This is a genomic window from Streptomyces sp. GESEQ-4, assembly GCF_017948455.1.
GTDB lineage: Bacteria > Actinomycetota > Actinomycetes > Streptomycetales > Streptomycetaceae > Streptomyces.
This window is the reverse complement of the sequence record NZ_JAFFSU010000016.1, coordinates 123,142-141,725: the sequence shown is the minus strand read 5'-3', so window position 1 is coordinate 141,725 and position 18,584 is coordinate 123,142. Positions and strand designations below refer to the sequence as shown.

The 18,584-nt window shown below is 66.8% G+C and carries 13 protein-coding genes; 4 read left to right on the top strand and 9 right to left on the bottom strand.

What is annotated here, in order from left to right; all coding sequences use genetic code 11:
* Window positions 1-15: 15 nt before the first annotated feature.
* The 8 genes from KCH48_RS28040 to KCH48_RS28005 all read right to left on the bottom strand — a co-directional run bounded on the left by KCH48_RS28040 (window position 16) and on the right by KCH48_RS28005 (window position 12,997).
* Window positions 16-849 (bottom strand): CPBP family intramembrane glutamic endopeptidase, encoded by an 834-nt coding sequence (locus KCH48_RS28040; RefSeq protein WP_210577670.1) that lies wholly within the window; start codon window positions 847-849, stop codon window positions 16-18.
* 233 nt (window positions 850-1,082) lie between these two features.
* Window positions 1,083-2,027 carry an alpha/beta fold hydrolase gene (locus KCH48_RS28035; RefSeq protein ID WP_210577669.1) on the bottom strand — a complete coding sequence of 315 codons (945 nt, stop codon included), beginning with the start codon at window positions 2,025-2,027 and terminating at the stop codon, window positions 1,083-1,085.
* A gap of 407 nt (window positions 2,028-2,434) precedes the next feature.
* On the bottom strand, window positions 2,435-3,244 hold the full coding sequence (locus KCH48_RS28030) for an aminoglycoside phosphotransferase (protein WP_246885982.1): 810 nt from the start codon (window positions 3,242-3,244) through the stop codon (window positions 2,435-2,437).
* A gap of 92 nt (window positions 3,245-3,336) precedes the next feature.
* Window positions 3,337-4,470, bottom strand: coding sequence for a hypothetical protein (locus KCH48_RS28025; protein WP_210577667.1), 1,134 nt, complete (start codon window positions 4,468-4,470; stop codon window positions 3,337-3,339).
* Between the two features lie 263 nt (window positions 4,471-4,733).
* Window positions 4,734-8,009 (bottom strand): type I restriction endonuclease subunit R, encoded by a 3,276-nt coding sequence (locus KCH48_RS43230; protein WP_210577666.1) that lies wholly within the window; start codon window positions 8,007-8,009, stop codon window positions 4,734-4,736.
* Window positions 8,006-9,229: a restriction endonuclease subunit S gene (locus KCH48_RS28015; protein WP_210577665.1), complete on the bottom strand. Its 1,224-nt coding sequence runs from the start codon at window positions 9,227-9,229 to the stop codon at window positions 8,006-8,008. The genes KCH48_RS43230 and KCH48_RS28015 overlap by 4 nt, the downstream gene beginning before the upstream one ends.
* Window positions 9,222-10,856: a class I SAM-dependent DNA methyltransferase gene (locus tag KCH48_RS28010; protein ID WP_210577664.1), complete on the bottom strand. Its 1,635-nt coding sequence runs from the start codon at window positions 10,854-10,856 to the stop codon at window positions 9,222-9,224. Before KCH48_RS28010 ends, KCH48_RS28015 begins: the two co-directional genes overlap by 8 nt.
* A gap of 74 nt (window positions 10,857-10,930) precedes the next feature.
* Complete coding sequence (locus tag KCH48_RS28005; protein WP_210577663.1) at window positions 10,931-12,997, bottom strand: hypothetical protein; 2,067 nt, start codon at window positions 12,995-12,997, stop codon at window positions 10,931-10,933.
* Between the two features lie 437 nt (window positions 12,998-13,434).
* Here KCH48_RS28005 and KCH48_RS28000 point away from each other — a divergent pair, with 437 nt between their 5' ends.
* The 3 genes from KCH48_RS28000 (at window position 13,435) to KCH48_RS27990 (ending at window position 16,697) form a co-directional block, all read left to right on the top strand.
* Complete coding sequence (locus tag KCH48_RS28000) at window positions 13,435-15,108, top strand: TIGR04141 family sporadically distributed protein (protein ID WP_210577662.1); 1,674 nt, start codon at window positions 13,435-13,437, stop codon at window positions 15,106-15,108.
* A 171-nt stretch (window positions 15,109-15,279) separates the two neighbouring features.
* Window positions 15,280-16,212, top strand: coding sequence for a hypothetical protein (locus KCH48_RS27995; protein ID WP_307840965.1), 933 nt, complete (start codon window positions 15,280-15,282; stop codon window positions 16,210-16,212).
* Window positions 16,213-16,223: 11 nt separating this feature from the next.
* On the top strand, window positions 16,224-16,697 hold the full coding sequence (locus KCH48_RS27990; protein WP_210577660.1) for a hypothetical protein: 474 nt from the start codon (window positions 16,224-16,226) through the stop codon (window positions 16,695-16,697).
* 513 nt (window positions 16,698-17,210) lie between these two features.
* On the opposite strand, the gene KCH48_RS42410 is transcribed toward KCH48_RS27990, so the two are convergent.
* The gene (locus KCH48_RS42410) at window positions 17,211-17,408 is read right to left on the bottom strand and encodes a hypothetical protein (protein ID WP_246885980.1); all 198 of its coding nucleotides are present in this window, start codon (window positions 17,406-17,408) and stop codon (window positions 17,211-17,213) included.
* Between the two features lie 263 nt (window positions 17,409-17,671).
* On the opposite strand from KCH48_RS42410, the gene KCH48_RS27980 reads away from it, so the two are divergent.
* Window positions 17,672-18,445, top strand: a complete 774-nt coding sequence (locus KCH48_RS27980; RefSeq protein WP_307840964.1) for an SDR family oxidoreductase — start codon at window positions 17,672-17,674, stop codon at window positions 18,443-18,445.
* The last annotated feature ends 139 nt before the right edge of the window (window positions 18,446-18,584 follow it).

The following is an 18,584-nucleotide window of genomic DNA, read 5'->3' as shown; positions in this document are numbered from 1 at the left end:
CTCTCCGGAGGGCGATCACCGGACGAGCCTAGTGGTGTCGTCGTTCCGGTCGGCGCGTCGGCGGGGCACCACGTGGCCGCGCCGGTAGGCCAGCCACATGAACGCGATCGTCACGAGCACGCCGAACAGGATCGCGTACACACTGCCCTCCGGGCCGAAGTCACCGCCGGTCAGCAGTTCCGGGCCCGACATCGAGGAGTTCAGCAGGCCCTGCGGGGTGTCGTTGCCGGAGACCTCGGTGCTGAAGATGCCGGACGCGGCGAAGTTCCAGCCGAAGTGCACGCCGATCGGCACCCACAGCCTGCGGGTGGCGACGTACGCGGCGGTGAGCATGCCGCCGGCCTCGATCGCGATGGCGAAGGCGCCCCAGAGGCTCGCGTTCGGGTTGAGCAGGTGCGACGCGCCGAAGAGCAGGCCGGTGAGGATCAGCGCGATCCAGGTGCCGGTGCGTTCCTCGACGATGCGGAACAGCACACCCCGGTAGAGGACTTCCTCCGTCACGGCGGCGCCGGCCATGAAGCCGAACAGTCCCACCGCGCCCGTCGGCGATCCGAGGCCGTCGACCTCGTAATGCCCGGAGGAGAAGAGGTTCACGATGACGGCCGAGAACATCGCGGCACCGATCAGCAGGCCCTGGCCGACCGCGGGGGCGGCGCCCTCCAGTCCGACTTCCGTGGACGGGCGGTGCTCGGTCCGTCGCACCACCCAGCCGTAGACGAATATCGCGAGTACGGCGGCCAGGCTGCCGACGACCAGTTGAAGCCACGGATTTCCGTCCACCGCGGCAAGGCCCTGACCGCCTGCGATCGAAATTGCCACGACGGCCAGAAGCTGCCAGATGAACCTCATGAGACCCCCTTTGAATTACTTCAAATTCCTCTGAATTACTTCATCACTTCGGGAAAAGCCCGTCGGCGTGCGCGCCGCGGCCGGGACAAACGCTAGGGATTTCGCGGTCCGGGGTCGTCACCACGCAGAGCGCACTTGGGCGTAGCTCCCGTGGGGGACAGCGCCGGCTGGTGGTTGTTCCCGGCGGCCCGTGCGGCCTCTGGGGCCTCTGGGGCCTCTGGGGCCTATGCGGCCTATGCGGCCTTTGCGGTGACGCGCTGGATGGCCTTGACGGCGATGTCGGGGCGGTCGACGTGGATGTAGTGGCCGGTCCCCGGGGCGGTGCTGAGCTTGCTGCGGGAGGACAGCGCGCGCCACTGCTGCTGGCCCTTGGACCACATCTCTTCCAGCGCGGGCCCGTACTCGGGGACCTCGGCGTACTGGGACTCGTGCTTGATGATCTGCACCGGGATCTTCCCGGCGGAGCGGACCTTCGTGTCGGCGATGATGAACTTCTCAGGGTTCTGGCCCTCGTTGACCGCGATGGTCTGGTCGCGCAGTTCGGCCGCCATGCCAGTGGCCGACTCGGGGATCGCCTTCGAGATGCCTGCGGTCAGGGCAGGAATGGTGGCGTCCATGAGCACCAGTCCCTTGATCCGGTCCGTGTGGTCGGGGGCGTACCGGGCGGCGATGTACCCGCCCAGCGAGTGGCCGGCCAGCACGACGGAACGGTCACCGGCGAGGCGGTCGAGGACACCGGTGAGGATCTTGGCGCTGTCGTCGATGGTCTGGGTTCCGTTCGGCTTGTCGCTCTTGCCCTCGCCGAGCCGGTCGTAGGAGCAGACCCGGGACTTCGCACTCAGTGTCTTCTGCAGGCCGGCCATGGTGTCCAGTCCGTCGCCGCCGCCGGCCATCAGCATCACGAGAGGCTTGTCCTCCGTTGCGTCGCCCGAGCAGGAGACGTTCACGGAGTGCTTTCCGACCCGGATCTTCTTGGTGCCGGAGAAGTGGTCCCCGTCCCGGTCCTCGTCCCCGAGGCTCTTCTCCGCGGTCTCTTCGGCCTCTCCGGTGACCTTGCCGGCGGTCTTGCGCTCGGCCTTCTCAGCGGTCGACACGGGTGCGTCGCAGGCGATGAGCGCGGCGCCGGCCACGACGGAGGAGAGTGCGGCGATGGCGGTTGCCTTGATCCTGCGGTTCATCCATTGCCTCCATAAAGCGGTGCACACTTCAAAGCGGTGCACACTTCAAAGCGGTGTCTGTTTCGGGGCTCTGCGGCCACGACCAGAACGCTATGGAAAGCGAGGCGTGAAATCGTCACTCCCTGGCGCGCACTTGCGTGTGGCTCACGAGGGGGACAGGCAGGGCTTTGGGCGCAGTCGCACTACGTGCGATTCGTGATCATCTGAGGTGGAGGAGGAGTGCGGTCGCGGATCCTATCGCGGGCCTCACGCGCGGGTGGGGCCGCGCTGTTGCCCACGGCGCATGGGTAGAGCTCGCCGAGCTGGGCGCGCACACGGCTGGAGCGGGTGTGGCGTGCGCCGCCTCATCGACGTACCCGAGCCCCAACAGCGCCGTCCGCGTGGTGTGTTGTGGCCTGCGTGGCCAGCTACGACGCCCAGGCCGTTACGAGAAGGAAAGTCCTCAGCTGGGCAGCGTGGCCAGCCATCGCCACTTTCCAAGGCGCAGGATTCTCGGCAGCGATCTCCTGCCACAGCTGTGCCGTGGCAGCAGCAAACGCGCCCAACGCCTTGGGATCGGCCTCGTGCCACGACGGAACACGCTGTGCCCACGAAACCGCCTCCGCAGCTGTCGCCCCAGCCTCCATGATCCGCAGTGCGAGCATGTACGGATCGATCCAGGCCGCACCCCGCGTCGGCCACGCCCAGTCGATCAGGCGCGCCCTGCCGTCGTGGATGAGGACGTTGTCCGGGGCGAAGTCCGTGTGCAACAGAGCGTCCCCGGCGAACAGTTCCGCCTGTCCTTTCTCCGCGTACATCCCCCATCGCTCCTCCGCCGTCTTCAGGTCGACATCGTCAGGCGCAGTGACCTCTTGCAACTCGACGAGCGCGTCCAAGACCAGAGTGAGATCGTCCGTGGAGGTGTAGTCGGCGTGGCGGCCGTTGACGGCCTCGTAGCCAAGGAGCACCCAGCCGCCTGCCTCCACGTGCCACAGCAGCCTCGGGCAGGTCGCAGGCAGGTAAGAGCTGATCGCGATCTCTCGCTTCTGGGAGGCAACCTGCGGGTTGTCGGCCGGGATGCCCTTGACGAAGACGGGACCGGTCTCAGTCTCGAGGAGGGCGGCGAGGGCGCTGTTGATGCCGCCGCCGGCCGTGTGGGCCGCATTGATGAGGCCGGTCTGGAGGGTGACCGCCTGGCGGGCAGCGACAGGCAACTCGTCGAAGGCGACGCGAGGCATGGACACAGGCGCAGTTCCTCAGGGAGTAGACGGGCGAACGGGACGCTGCCCCGGCCAGCGTGGGCCAGGGCAGCACTGGGAGGAGGCCCGGCCTAAGTGTGCTGTGACCGGGGCAGCTGGGTCTCACGAGCCCGGCGGTTCAGTGGCATCAGCTCACCGGTGTCCCGCCTGACCTGGAAGACGTAGCCACGCGCCTTGTCAGCGAAAGTGACGGCTGGCCGACTGATGTCCGACGTAGTAAGCAGTATGAGCCGTCGGCCCTCGGCCGCAGCGATGCCGTTCAATCTCTGCAGCATTGACGTCGACAGGCTGGAGTCGGCCTCCCTCCACTCGATCCAGAAGCGGTCGGATCGGAACACAGAGTCGCCCCTGTCCTCAGAAACGTCGCCGAACCCGCGTTCCCTCAACTGCGCGACTACGGCCTCTGCCAGCATGACAGGCGAGAGCTTGACGGGAGCCAGCACAGCATTCTCGTCGCGCGGATCGCCGTACTCGATCTCGGGTTCCCAGTACTCCGCCGCGTCGATGCTGCGGAGTTCGTGAGCAACGAAATCGGCGAGCTGAGAGAGCGTGACTCTGCCCAGCGGGACACCTGGTTCCGGGCTGCTCTCCTGACCCTCGAGCCACGCGCCCAGATCGACGCGCCGCCAGACGCCCTCCTGGTCGTACCGGACGTCGACGAGCCACCCCAGGTCGGGCTTCAAGGAGACCCGCATGTCCATGTCGTCCGTTCGCGCCTCCAGGAACTGGCCCTCCCAGGGCTCAGCGATGTCAACTTCGAGGCCCACCACCCCGTTCCTCAAAGCGCGGTACCGGTTGCCTGCCGTCACGTGCTCGACGGTCACACGACGCGCGGCGAGGAGCTCGGCCAGTTCGGTGAGTTCCGATGACCCGGATTCGTTCCAGCGCCATGGGGAAGGCAGCGGTTCTCTCCGTTCAGCAGCCACGGCGCAGGCGTCAAGAGCGTCCACGAGAGTCTCGTCAGAGGTGCCCTGGAGGGGCCACACGAGGAGATTCCCATGGAATACATCCATGCCGTCGATGACCGCCCAGACTTGCGTGTGGTGCGCACGCACGACGGCAAGAGCTACACCGCTGTCCGTCTCATCAACGAGGGTGATCTTCAAGATGCTCTTGCCGTCCACGACGCCCACCCGATGGCCCCACTCCGGGTGACGCTCCAGTAGCAGGTCGTGCAGGCCCTGGAACTTCCAGTACCACGACATTGCGCTGACCATCTCGCTTGTCGGAAAACTCATCACCCTACTCCAGCCGCTCTCATTAGCATCGATCAGCCTCGCCGCACTGCGCCAACTGCACATGTTGCCCTACGACGTAACACGCCTGGTCACCTGGCACTCGCCTCTGTCGCTGGACTCCAGTTGCCTGAAGGGAAGTTGGAGTCCAGCAGTCAGCAGAGTCGACGCCGATCACCGGGGTACAAGTCCGACGCCGATGCCACGGCTGGGACTGAAACCGGCAGCACGGGTCATCCGGCAGCGGTATTTGCCGACCACTCGTCGGCGAAGTGCTCCATCTGCTTGATGACCAGCTCGACGGCCTCCGGGGCCTGGTCCGGCGGGTACTTGCTGAGGGCGAGCAGGCGGCGGATCTCCGAGCGCAGGCCTGCGCGGACGGATTCGCGGGAGATCCAGTCGGGCTTGAGCTGCTTGCGTACGCGGGTGACGAGCTTACGGGCGATCTCGGCAAGGACCTCGTCACCCATGAGCTCGCGGGCCGTGCCGTGGTCGGCTACGGCGTCGTAGAAGGCAAGCTCGCTGTCGTTGAGAGGCGGGGTGAACTTCTCGCCGCGCTTGGTGTCCTCGGCGATCTCTTTGGCCAACTCGACGAGCTGGGCGATGAGTTCGGCGCTGGTGAGCTGCTGTCGCATGTAGCGGACCATCAGGTCTTGCAGGCGCTCCGAGAAGGTGGTCTGCCGCACGATGTTGTGGCGGGTGACCTCCCGCATCTTCTTCTCGATGAGTCGGCGCAGCGCCTCGGCCGCCAGGTGTGGGGTCTCTGAATGCTGGAGCTGGCCGAGTACCGCTTCGTTGAGAGCCGAGAGGTCGGCGACGCCGAGGCCGGCCTCCGCGTACAGGTCGGTGACGCCGCCCGTCTCCACTGCCGCGGAGGTGAGCTGCTGCAGGTACATCTCGACGTCGCGCCCGATGGGCAGCCCTTGGGCGTCCCGGTCTTGGGCGTCCAGCTTGGCCATCCAGCCACGGACCTCGACAAAGAACTGGATGTCGCGGCGCAGTCTGCGTGCCTCGTCCTCGCCGAAGCGGTCGGCGAGGGCGGTGCTGGAAGCGGTGAGCGCGTGGAAACGCTCCAGGCGGAAGGCGTGTTCACGGAAGCGACGGCCGAGCGTGTCGTGTGGGTCGTCTGCGTCGTTGCCGGGGGTGCGCGGGTCGCGCAGGAAGTTGGCGGTCTTAAGGATCGCCTCCAGGTGGGCGCGCTGACCGGGGCGGGCGAGCAGGCCGCGCCAGTCGATGCCGAGCAGGATGCCTTCGAGGATGTCGCGTTCGTTCTTCAGCTCGGTGACGGCGCGGTCGAGGTCCTGGCCGAGGGTCTGGTCTTCCTGGTCTCGGGCGGAGTACTCGGCGATTGCCTTCTGCAGGTTCTCCGTCAGCGGCGCATAGCCGACGAGAAGGCCGTCCTGCTTGTCACGGTGGCGCCGGTTTACGCGAGCCAGGGCCTGCATGAGGCCTGCACCCTTGAGGGGCCGGTCCAGGTACATGGTGTGGATCGGCGGGGCGTCGAAGCCGGTGAGGAGCATGTTGTTGACGATGAGGAGCTCGAGCTCGTCGTCGGGTTCCTTGGCTCGCAGCTGTACGGTCTTCTGCTGGCTGGGGCGTAGCGCGTGGACGAGCAACTCCATTTCGTCCTTACGGGAGTTCGTCGAGAAGACGATCTTCATCGTGCCCTTGTCGACCGCCGGGTTGTGCCACTCGGGGCGGAGTGCCTTGAGGGCGTCGTAGACCTTGACGCAGATCTCGCGCGTCGGGCAGACGATCATTGCCTTGCCGGGGCCGCCGACGAACGGGCGCATTACCTCGCGCCGCCGCTCCCAGTGCGCTACCAGGTCTTCGGTGAGGGTCTTGATGCGTTCCGGCGCACCGTACAGGGCATTCATCTGTACGACGGCCTGTTCTATGCGGCGGCGTTCGGTCTCGTCGAGGCCGTCGGTGAGCTGGTCGACCTCTTGGTCCAGCTGCTCGGGGTCGACGTCTTGGGCGAGGTTGAGGCCGATGACGCGGCTCTCGTGGAAGACACGGACTGTGGCGCCGTCGTCGGCGGCGCGCTTGAGGTCGTAGATGTCGATGTAGTCGCCGAAGACCTCGCGTGTGTTGCGCTCCGCGAAGGAGATCGGGGTGCCGGTGAAGGCGAGGAGCGTGGCGTGCGGGAGGGCGTCGCGCAGGTGGCGGGCGTAGCCGTCGAGGTTGTCGTAGTGGCTGCGGTGCGCCTCGTCGACGATCACGACGATGTTGCGGCGCTCGGAGAGGAGCGGGTGGTCGGCCCCGGCTTCCTTCTCCGCCTTCGTCAGGCCGAACTTCTGGAGCGTGGTGAAGAGGATGCCGCCGGTACGCCGGTTGGTGAGCTCCTCGCGCAGTTCTGCACGGGTCTCCACGTGCTTCGGCTCGCCCGGCAGGACCTCGCTCTCCAGGAACGTGGTGAAGAGCTGGTCGTCCAGGTCGGTGCGGTCGGTGATGACGACGATGGTGGGGTTGTGCAGCTCGGGATCGCGGGAGATCTGATTGCTGGTGAGCACCATCTCCTCGGACTTGCCGGAGCCCTGCGTGTGCCACACGACGCCGGCCCGGCCGTCACTGGCCGATGCTGCGCGCACGGCCTCGGCGGCCTTGGTGACGGCGAAGTACTGATGCGGCTTGGCCATCCGCTTCATCCGGCCCTTGGCCGAGACGAAGTTGATGAAGCCGCGGACCAGCGGCAGGAAGCGGTGTTGGGCGAACAGGCCGTGCAGGGCCAGGTGTTGGCCGAGCTGCTCAGGGCTGGTCGCGGCCAGGGACTCGACGGGCTCGCCGTCCTCGTCCACGTTCCACGGCGCGAAGTGCTCGAACGGGGTAAACATCGTGCCGTACTTGGCCGTGATCCCGTCCGAGAGGAGCACGACCTCGTTGTAGCGGAACGCTGTCGGGAACTCGTCGCGGTAGCGCAGCACTTGAGTGTGCGCGTCACGCAGGGTGGCGTCCTCGTCAGCGGCACGCTTGAGCTCGACGACCGCGAGAGGCAGGCCGTTGACGTACAGGACGAGGTCGAACCGGCGGTTCTTGTCCGTGCCGTCGATCACGCGGACCTGGTTGTGTACGCGGTATGTGTTCGACTCCGGGTCGTCGAAGTCGACGAGGCGGACGGTGGGGTTGTGCTCGGCGCCGTACTCGTCGGTGTACGTGACGGCGCGGATGCCGTCGACGAAGTACCTGTGCGCGGTGCGGTTCTCCTCGTACGCGTCCTGCGACTGCGGCGTCGCGGCGATAGCGAGGGCTTCGCGGACAGCGTCCGAGGGGAGTTCGGGGTTGAGGCGCTCGATGGCATCGCGGAGGTCCTGGTAGAGGATCAGGTCATCCCAGGAAGCCCGCTGGCCGGAGCCAGGAGCGAACTCGTTGCCGGGGGCCGGCTGCCAGGCGAGCTCGCCGAGCTCGTCGAGGGCGAGGTTCTCCCAGTCGGCCTCGAATAGGCGGAAGCTGTCACGGCCACGGTCACGGCCGTCGTAATCAGAGTCGCTCGCTCGCGCTTGGGTACTCACACCGCCTCCTCGACGGTCTTCTCCGCGTCACGGACGCGGATCTTGCCGGACATGAGCTGGGGAAGCAGGGTGTCACGGAGGGCGGCAAGGGCTCGGGATTCAACGGCCGCGCTGTGTGCGCGCTGACGCAAATGCATAGCCGTCGACTCGAATCGCACCCTCGTTTCGTCGGGAACGTACGGAATCGGAGCTTCCTTGAATTTTTCTGCGCGGACCGCAGGGTAAGCGCTCCCCTCAGCGACGCTCTCGAGGTACGTCTGGAACGCAGCGGTTCGAGCAGCTTCATACAGAAACGCCGGGCCCACCTGTACGGGGCTCAATACTGCCAGGCCCGTCGAGAAGACTAGGTGCGGATCATCATCCATCACGAGTGCGTGCGAACGGCGATTCGGGCGCACTGTGGACCAAATTACGTCACCTACGCGCGCCTTCCTGCGTGCACGACCAGGAGCCTCGTCCCAAGGTGTCAGCGCTGGCCACTCATAGAAACCCACGCCAACGCTGGAGATATCCACGTAGCGCAAGCTGCCGTCGCTTGACGGCTTTACCTGATGGGTGTTCACGGCAGCGACATCACCCAACTTGAGTTCGCCCTGAGCGTTGACAGACTTCACTAGCTGAACGAAGAGGGCTTCACAGAGTTCATCTACTGTTGCGGCGATGCGCTCATTGACGGCGATCTTGCCATCCAGCGCCCCGAGCATCTGTGCGATGGCCTGCTGCTCATCGAGACTGGGACGCGGTACTCGAAACGACTTCACGGTTGTCACAGGTTGAACCAGCCCCGGCACACCAACAGTGGAGACATGCTGGAGAATTTCACGCTGCCCTGCCGGAGACCTCAACCAGTAGTAGTAGAACTCCGGAACGGCGATCGAAGGATTCAACCGGGCCCTAACCAGGCTGGAAGACAGTACATATCGGGGATGCTTGGAGTCTTTGGGAATCATCGAAACCTGCCCGATGGTGCCCCTGTGCGCGAGCACCAGATCCCCAGCAGATAGGTTGGCTCCCGGGAACTCGTCCGCTTTCCGGTCTGTAATATAGACGAATCCACCGTCATAAAACAGGCTCCTTCCGAGGTTCACCCCACGGACGAGTGGAACTCCATCATCGACATAGTCACGAGCCGTCAGCGCCGAGCCAAAAGGTCCCATCGAGAACGCACGCTTCTCTGCGGCTCCGAGTGATTCAAGCCTGACGATGGGCCACTCAGACATCGATACTCCCCAGTTGCTCGCGCACTGCCTTCGCCAGCTCGTCCGACTTGTCGAAGAGCTCGTACAACTCGCCCGTCAGCGTCTTGATACGCTCCGCCACAACTCCCGGGTCCTCCTGCTCGGCTTCCGCCGCGCCTACGTATCGACCCGGCGTCAGCACGTAACCATTCCCCTGGAGCGTCTCCAGATCTGCCGACATGCAGAACCCAGCCACGTCTTCGTACGCCATCCCCGCGTCCCGCGCCGATTTCGTCCCGCGCCACGCGTGGTACGTCCCAGCGATCTTCGCGATGTCGTCCGGCCTCAGCACGCGCTCCGTGCGGTCCTCCATCTCGCCCATCTCTCGGGCGTCGATGAAGAGGATCTCGCCGCGGCGGTCCTCCAACCGCCTCGCGCCCTGCGGGGATTTATCCTTGGACAGAAACCAAAGGCACGCCGGGATCTGCGTCGTCCGGAACAGCTGCGACGGCAGCGCCACCATGCACGCCACCAGGTCCGCGTCGACCATCGCCTTGCGGATTTCGCCCTCGCCGCTCGTCTGCGAGGACATGGAGCCGTTCGCTAGGACTACACCGGCCGTGCCGCGCTCGCCGAGCTTGCTGATGATGTGCTGGAGCCAAGCGTAGTTGGCGTTGTTCTTCGGCGGGACGCCGTACTTCCAGCGGGGGTCGGTCTCGACGCGATGCCAGTCCTTGATGTTGAACGGCGGGTTCGCGAGGACGAAGTCGGCCTTCAGATCTGGGTGCTTGTCGTCAGCGAACGTGTCACCCCACCGCGGGGCGAGGTTGCCGTCGATGCCGTGGATGGCGAGGTTCATCTTGGCCAGGCGCCAGGTGTCGTCGTTAGATTCCTGACCGTAGATCGACAAGTCCAGCTTGTCGCCATTGCCGATCAAGCCGCCATGGGCCTCGACGAACTTGCCAGCCTGGACGAACATTCCACCCGAGCCGCAGCATGGGTCGTACACCTTGCCCTCGTACGGCTCCAGGACTTCCACCAGCAACTCGACAACGCTACGTGGGGTGTAGAAGGAGCCAGCTTCCTTGCCCGCCGCACGCCCAAAGTTTCCGAGGAAGTACTCGTAGACCTCGCCAAGGACATCCTGCGCACGACGCTCACCATCACCCGTGAAACGGGCATCGGAGAGGAGATCGACAAGTTCGCCGAGGCGGCGTTGATCGACGTTGTCCCGGTTGAAGATCTTCGGAAGTACGCCGGTGAGTGCGGCGTTCTCGCGCATGAGGGCATCCATAGCTTCATCGAGAAGCTGCCCAATGCCCTCGCTCTTCGCCCTGGCGGCGATGGAATTCCAGCGAGCCATGTCAGGAACCCAGTAGACGTTGACACGGGTGTACTCGTCTTGGGACTCGAGGAACTCTTTGAGTGGCTCCTCGTCCAAGCCCTCCTCGGTGAGCTCCTGTACGAGCTGATCGCGACGCTCTTCAAAGGCGTCAGAGAGGTACTTGAGGAAGATCAACCCAAGTACAAGATCCTTGTACCTGTAGGGATCCATGGAGCCGCGGAGCTTGTCCGCCGCTTTCCACAACAGCGTTTCGATGTCCTTGACGCTGGTGGCGCCCGACAGTTCGAGCTGTCCTGCTGTGGCCTTCTTCTGCCGTGGGGGCATGGTTAGTTGGGTCCGTTCTGTCTCGGTGACGCAACTCGGTGGAGTGAGGCGTGGCGTGGCCAGGCGATCGGTAGCTAGCCGGTGTGAATGGTCAGCGTGCCGTCGGCGATGCCAGCGGCGGTGAGGCGGTCCAAGTCTTCCAGTGCGGCGGCCTGTTCCCGCAGGAGCGCCGCACGGCGGGCGATGTCCGCGAGGGTCGCCTCGTACGCGGCCGCCTCGCCGGGAGCGAGTTCGGGGATGCGGTACTCCTCGATCTTGCGGGCAGCACGGACCGCACCCGGCGTGCGCCGATTCTCGGCGGCTGCGGTGCGGAGCAACGCGGCAAGGGCACGGGGCTGCAGAGGCCGCTCGGCATCCTCCCTTATACGCAGGATGCGTGCCGGGAACGCGACGACCGACAGCCCTTGCTCGTCGACGTACGCGCCGAACGATGGGTTCTCCGTGACGACGATGTCGCCGGGCTCGGTGAACGCGGCGTACTCATACCCGCCAATGAACACGTCGCGGTCGATGCGACGGCTGCCCACGGGCCGCACGCCGGCGACCTCTTCGGCTCCGATGACCGGGTAGTGACCCTGGGCGGTCAGGTGTTCGGCGGCGATGCGATGACCGTTGACCTTGCGTAGCCGCTTGGCCCGAACTAGCGCGCCGACGGTGGTGCGGCGGATGCCTTCCCCGTCCGGGCGGGCTACGGTGCGGACACGGAGCGGGCCGACCGTCTCGTGTTCCGTGCGGGCCCGGTCGGCGAGGGCGTTATAGCGGACTTCCGCCGCGGCGATGCGCACCGGCCGGTCCTGGGCCTGGCGGCTGTAGCGAGCGGTGAGTGCGCTGCCCTGTGGGATCAGCGGGAAGCCGGGGCGCCGGTCGAGGTCAGCGACGGCGAGGATCGCTCCGGCCCGCGTGTCGTGGGCTATGTCGCCTCGCCAGCCGGACTCGCGCCACACGTCCACGTCCTCGACCAGCGCGTCCAGCACGGCCGGAGTGAGTTCACGGCCCGAGAGGTCGATGGTGAGGACGCGCCCCGTACGGCGCGCGCCTGGGTCGTACGAGAGGACCCACAGGGCCGTGCGGTAGCCGGGGTAGTACGGCAGCACGCCGCCGGGCAGGTTGACGACGGCCTTGAGGCGGCCTCCGGTGAGGAAGGTGCGGCGCAGGCGGTCGGCTGCGCCGTGAGCCGCGAGAGGGTGGACGAAGGCGTCGGCCGGGCCGAGGATTACAGCGGTGAAAGGGCCCTCGATGTCGCCGACCAGGTCGCCGACTCGTTCCAGTGCGGCGCCGGGGTCACGGGACTCGGCCGCCGCGTAGGGCAGGGTGCCAAGCAGCGCGACTGGGGTGTGCGCGTCGACACTGTCGAGCGGCGGCAGGTCGCCCCGTGCGATGTCCATCCCGTACGCGAAGACGCCGCGTACAAGGATGCGGCGCCTGGTCAGGCGTACCGCGCTCTCGTGGCGGTCGCTGGCGAGATAGGTGTGGACGTCATCGACGTCGGCGAGCGCCTGAGCCGCTGCGAGCAGATCGCCGACGCCACAGTCGGGGTTGGCGATGGCCGCGGTGTCGGGGACGTGAGCGGTGGCCAGACGCGCCATGCAGGTGGCGACGTTCGGCAGGATCACGGTGACGGCGAGGTCGTCGGCGTGTAGGCGGCGGCGTGCGTCGAGGATCCAGTCCAGGGCGTCCGCCGCGTTGTAGGCACCCTCGATCAGCGACTCGGCCTGTCGCGTCAGCAGCGGCAGAGCGCTGCTGAGACTGGCGGCACGCTCGATCTCGCGGAGCAGGAACGTGTCATCGGGGTCGAGGAAGCGGGCACGCTCGACGAGGTCCGCGGCATCGGAGTCGGTGAGCGATCCGCCGTCGTGGTGCTGGAGACAGATCAGCGCTGTGAGGACCTCGACCAGCTCCATGCCGGACAGAAAGTCCAGACCGGCGGTGAGGGTGTGTAGAGCGAGCTCAGCCTCGAGGGTGTTGGCGGGAGCGTTGCCACGGCCGGTGCGCAACAACCACTTCAGGACTGCTCCGCCGTCATACATGAGCCGGCTGCCACCACGGGCGACAGGGTGCGGGAAATCGTCGTGCCGCCGCGCCCAGGTCGTCACGACGGGGCGCTGGACCTGCGCAAGAGCGGCGATCTCTGCGGACGACATCCACCTGGTGTCCGGCTGCGGCAGGCTGGTCCTGCTCGCAGGCTGCGCACTGGTCACCTCACACCATCCCTTCCCGAACATCTCGATGGTTCGCCCCGACGCCCAGGGTGGTCTCGCCTCTGTGACAGCCCGAGGCACATGACGCGCACCTGGCTGGAGCAAAGCGGCAGGCTCTCGCGACACAGCGACTCTATCGGTTGCCGCACTTATTTGGCCTTTAAGACCTGATAACTGGGGTTATCAGGTTCTCGTTCGCCCAATGCCAGCCTCGATGGCACCTTGATTCCCGCACACCCCGGTCGCCCCGGACGCGCTCCCGTCATGCCAAGCACGACGAGGGAGCCGAGCACCGGACCGGGCCCCCAACAGCAAGGCGCAACCCGTGTCACACCTCTCCCCCACGCACCGCGTGGCCTCTCACTCCTTGGAGGTACTCCATGGCATCCAGCACTGCTCTCCTGACCCTTTACCGGCTCCGCGGCGTTGCCCCGACGCTAGAGGCAATGCACGACGCGCTTGACCTCGACCACCTCGCCGAGCTCGGCGCCGAGCTCCACGTCCCCGAAGTGCTCGGCGTGCCAGCGGTGTACTTCACCTGCGGGATGGAGCGCTCTGAGGCTCCGTGGTGCGACAACATGTTCCGCACCACCGGTATCCACGTGGTTGAGAGCGTGCGCCGGTCCGCCGCGGTGCTGCTGCTCGCCATCGACAGCGAGGTGTACGCGGTCGGCTGCGATCAGGGGTACCGGCTGATCCCGGAGCACCTGAAGGACAAGCGCTTCGGCCTGTCCTTCGCCATCCGGCAGATCGACCCGAACATGATCCGCGGCGCAGTGACCAAGGCCCTCGGCCAGGCCCGCACCGACATCTCCCTCACGCCCACGGGCACGTCCGTCCCGACGCTGGGCCTGCGCGACCACATGCGTATCGTGCGCAGCCTCGGCGGCTACCTCGACGACATCCCGCTGACCCGCTCCCGCTCCACCCGCGACAAGGCCTTCACCGCACACGGCGGATGCGGCCTGCGGGTCGCGCTCGGGATCGAGCCGCAGGACCTGATCTCCGATATCCGGGAGATCGCCCGGGTCTGCGGCGAACGCACCCCGCACCGTGAGCTGGAATTCGTCGACCACATCGTGCCAGTGAAGGACATGCCTACCCTGGCCATGCTCGATGCGGCCCTGGACGACGTGCTCGGGCGCCCCTCGAACGGGCGGATCTCCGTCTCCGTTCCGTCCGACCACCACGACGCCTACACCGCGGCCACCGCCTACCGCACGCGGATCAACAGCTCGGGCGCCTTCGACTCCGATGACTTCGACCTCGGCTATGTCCTCACCCGTGCCCGCCTCGCACAGCCCGGCCAGCGCCTGGACGCCCTGCGCACGGGCACGGTGACGCTGCTGCGAGACCGGTACGCCGGCGCGGCCGAGACTCTCGCTGTCACTTGTGCCATCGAATGGCTCGAGACCGAAATCTCGCTGGACTCCCGCCGGTTCTGGCTCATGGACGGCGAGTGGTACGAGATCGGGGCCTCGTACCTGCGGGAGACCGCCGCCACCGTCGCCGGGCTCTTCCCCTCCACTCCGTACTTCGACGCCCCCGCCTGGCAGCAGGGCATCAGCGAGAATTCGTACAACAAGAACGTCGCGAAGAGTCACCGCGGCTGGGTCTGCCTCGACACCAAGAACGTCACCAACCCCCTGCGCCCCACCGACCCGGTCGAGATCTGCGACCTCCTCACCGAGGACAACACGCTCGTGCTCGTCAAGCGCGCCGACAAGTCCAGCCCGCTGAGCCACCTGTTCAGCCAGGCCAGGGTCGCGGTGGAGCTGCTGTACGAATCGGCAGAGGTGCGTGCCAAGTTCGCCGCGAAGGTTCTGAGGGAAAGCGACGGCAAGCACTCCCTGCCTGCAGACTTCACGCCTCGGCGCGTCGTCCTCGCGATCTGCCTCAAGAACGGCGAAGACCTCACCCCTAAGTCGATCTTCGGCTTCTCCCAGATCACCATCGCCCAGACCTCGAAGGCACTCGCGGCCCGCGGCGTTACCGTCGAAGTCGTCGGCATCCCCAGCACCGCCAGGGTGAGCGAACTTCCCGCAGCTGCCTGATCAGTCCCCGGCCGGACTTGAACCGTAACTGGCCACCCCACCTATCATTCCCTTCGTCGAACGACCTTTCAGTCGAGGCGACTTGCGAAGTGCTCCGCAGATATTATGGATCGGAGTTCGACCTGCACGCCGCTCCCAGTCAGCGGTCGCTTCCTCGGCGGGGCCGTGGCCGTGGCCGCGACCCCAGCTCTGGCCGCACTCCCCGACGCAGCCGACACGACCAGTGGGCAGGCGGCAGCCCTGCGTCTAAGCACGTCCGCCTACAGGCGGCTCGACGGCTCAACCCCCTCCCGGGACCTGGAGGAGTCCGTACGCGCCCACGTGCGCCTGATCCAGAGCATCACCCGCGACGCGGGCCCCGAGCAACGCCCCCGCCTCGCGGCCGTCGGCAGCGAGGCGGCAAGCCTCGCCGGGTGGCTCGCGTGGGACATGGGCGACAACGGCAGCGCACGCACCTGGTACGGCTCCGCCATCAAGGCCGCCAAGGCGGCCGGCAATCCGCTGCTGATGGCCTACCAGACCGGCAGTCTGGCCCAGTTCGAGGCCCATGCGGGTAACGGCGTCCAGGCCCTGAACCTCGCGGCGAAGGCCCGCCGCGCGCTCGGCGACCAGCGCCCCGCCATCGCGGACGCGTGGCTCTCCAGCGTCGAGGCCCTGGCACACGCGGCTGTCGGAGACCGACGCCGTGCCGACCGGTCGCTGACATCGTCACGGGGCGCTGTCGCCACCCTGGACGGGCAAGAACCACCGCCATGGCCATGGGTGTTCACCTTCACCGAAACGAAGGTCGCCGCCACCCGAGTGGCCTGCGGCGCACGGCTCGGCCTCGCCGACTGGGTGCTCTCCGAGGACACCGAGGCGCTTGCCACCGGCCACGAGAAACAGCGTGCCCTGCTGGTACTCGACATCGCCTCCGGCCATCTCGCCGGAGGACGCGTCGAGGCGGCGTTCGCCCTCGCCTCCCGCGCGCTGAACACCGGGCTCAAATACCGGTCGGGGCGGATCGTGGAGCGGGCGCGCACCATGCGCCGTACTCTCACGACCACCGCACCGCCCAAGGTGGTACGGGACTTCGACGAGCAACTGCACGGCGTCTACCTGTAAGGAGGTACACAGTGCGGGTGGGGATCACGGGACACCGCGGGCTGAGCGCGGAGGTCGAGGAACGTGTGCGGGCGATGCTCGACGAAGCGGTACGCGGCTACGACACCTCAGAGCTGGTCGCCGTCTCATGCATCGCCGACGGTCCCGATTCCTGGTTCGCGGAGGCGGTCTTGGCGCACGGCGGGCGCCTCGAAGTCGTCATTCCGGCCACCGAGTACCGCGACAGCCTCCCCGAGTGGCATCACGACACGTACGACAAGCTGATCCGGCAGGCTACCGACGTGCACGAAACCGGCATGAGCGAGTCGACGTCCGAGGCCCACCAGGCGGGCAGCGAAATCCTCGTCGGCCTGGTGGATGAGCTGCTGGCCGTGTGGGACGGGAAACCCGCGCGGGGGTACGGCGGGACGGCGGACGTCGTGAACTACGCCGAACGCAACGGCGTCCCCGTACGGGTGCTGTGGCCCGAGGGCGCCTCACGCTGAGTAGCATCACGACGGCCTGTCCCTTGGGGGGCGGGCCGTCAGCGCCTCCCGGTAGGCCCCTCGGTACGCCGTTGAGTGGCCAGGCCAGGGCCTTGCCGAGTTCACGCTGATTCGAGAAGAGCAGCAACCCATCCGGGACTTGCCTGCACAACACGGGCACACTGCCGCGGGAGCTCCTGGGAATTCCTAGGTGGAAGCAGGAAGCGTACAGACACGAGAAGGGCCCCGGACCAGGCCATAAGTCCCGGTCAGAACACCGAAGGCAGACGAGCCGAGCTATACGCCGGGGATAGTTCCCGTACTACTGAAACCGACCTCTGAGCTGCGTCGATGTTCCGCGTGACCAGTAGCCGTGCACATCGCGTGCACACCGCGAGCAAGTCGATGGAAACCAGCCGCTCACGACATGCCTTCCGCGCACCACCCCCTGAGAAGGTTCGCTCGCCACTGCCCACGGCCTCCAGCACCGCCCGCGACAGCGAGGCTTCGGGAAACTCCCCGAGGAGCGACAGCTCACCCCTCGTCGATCACAGCGATGCTCGGAGCGTCGTCCGGGATCGCGATGGCCAGTGAGCGCAGCGCCTGATTCCAGTCCGCGGCCTGCAACCCCGCCACCAGCTCCGCTCCCGGCAGAGCGGCGGACTGTGCCAGCGCCGCGGTGAAGTCCGCCCGCTCGGCCACGGCATTGCGGCCCCGGGGCGCCTGGAACACCACATGGCCTCGTGTTCGACCAGACAAGGCCGCTGGTCGGTAAGCAGAAGACTTCTAGGGCCATGAGCCGGGCGGCAGGCAATCCGTGGTTGAGGGGTGAGGCAGGCCGTCAGGCCGGACCTGACCTCGTGAGCCGACGTCAGGTGGTGGGTGCGGGACTCCTAGGAGGATCCCGGCCTTCTCCCTCCCTCCGAACCACGGCAAGTTCGCAGGTGAACGAACTGTCGACGGGGCTTGGGCCCTGACCGAACAAGGAGGACGCCGTGACACCGACAACGTCTCGCACAACGTCTCTGACCACAGAGCAGGGCGGCCGCAAGGTCGTGCTCGTCACGGGTGCCACGAGTGGCATCGGCGAGGGCATCGCCAGGCGGCTCGCCGCGGAGGGGCACCACGTCGTTGCCGGTGGGCGTCGGGAGGATCGGCTGGCCAGCCTGGCCAAGAGCATCCGAGCTGACGGCGGCAGCATCGACGTACGCCGTCTCGACGTCACCGACCGGGCTGACGTGGCCAGGTTCGTCGACGAGACGGTTGCCGATCAGGGGCGTATCGACGTGATGGTCAACAACGCCGGTGTGATGCCGCTGTCGCGCCTGGACTCGCTGCTGGTGGACGAGTGGGACCGGATGATCGACGTCAACGTCAAGGGGCTGCTGCACGGCATCGCCGCTGCCATGCCGCACTTCCAGCGCCAGAGCAGCGGGCACTTCATCACCATCGCGTCGGTCGGTGCCTACTCCGTGGTCCCCACGGCCGCGGTGTACTGCGCCACGAAGTACGCGGCCTGGGCGATCACCGAAGGCCTGCGGCAGGAGGCTGAGCCGTTCATCAGGGTCACCACCGTCTCACCCGGCGTCGTCGAGTCCGAACTGGCCGACACCATCACCGAATCGGGAGCCGCGGCGGCGATGAAGGCCTACCGCTCGGCTGCCATCCCGCCCGACGCCATTGCTCGTGCGATCTCCTACGCGATCGGCCAGCCGGCGGATGTCGACGTCAACGAGCTGGTCATCCGGCCCGCGCGGCAGCGGCCGTAGCGGCGCGGCCGTCGGCGGACCGGCGGCCGTCGGCGGCCCCGCGGACCGGTTGGTTCCCCGCCGTCGGCGGTCGGCGGCGGGGAGTCATGAACGGGGCGGAACACCGGTCGAGCGCGAAGTGGCAGGTAACGCATCGGGC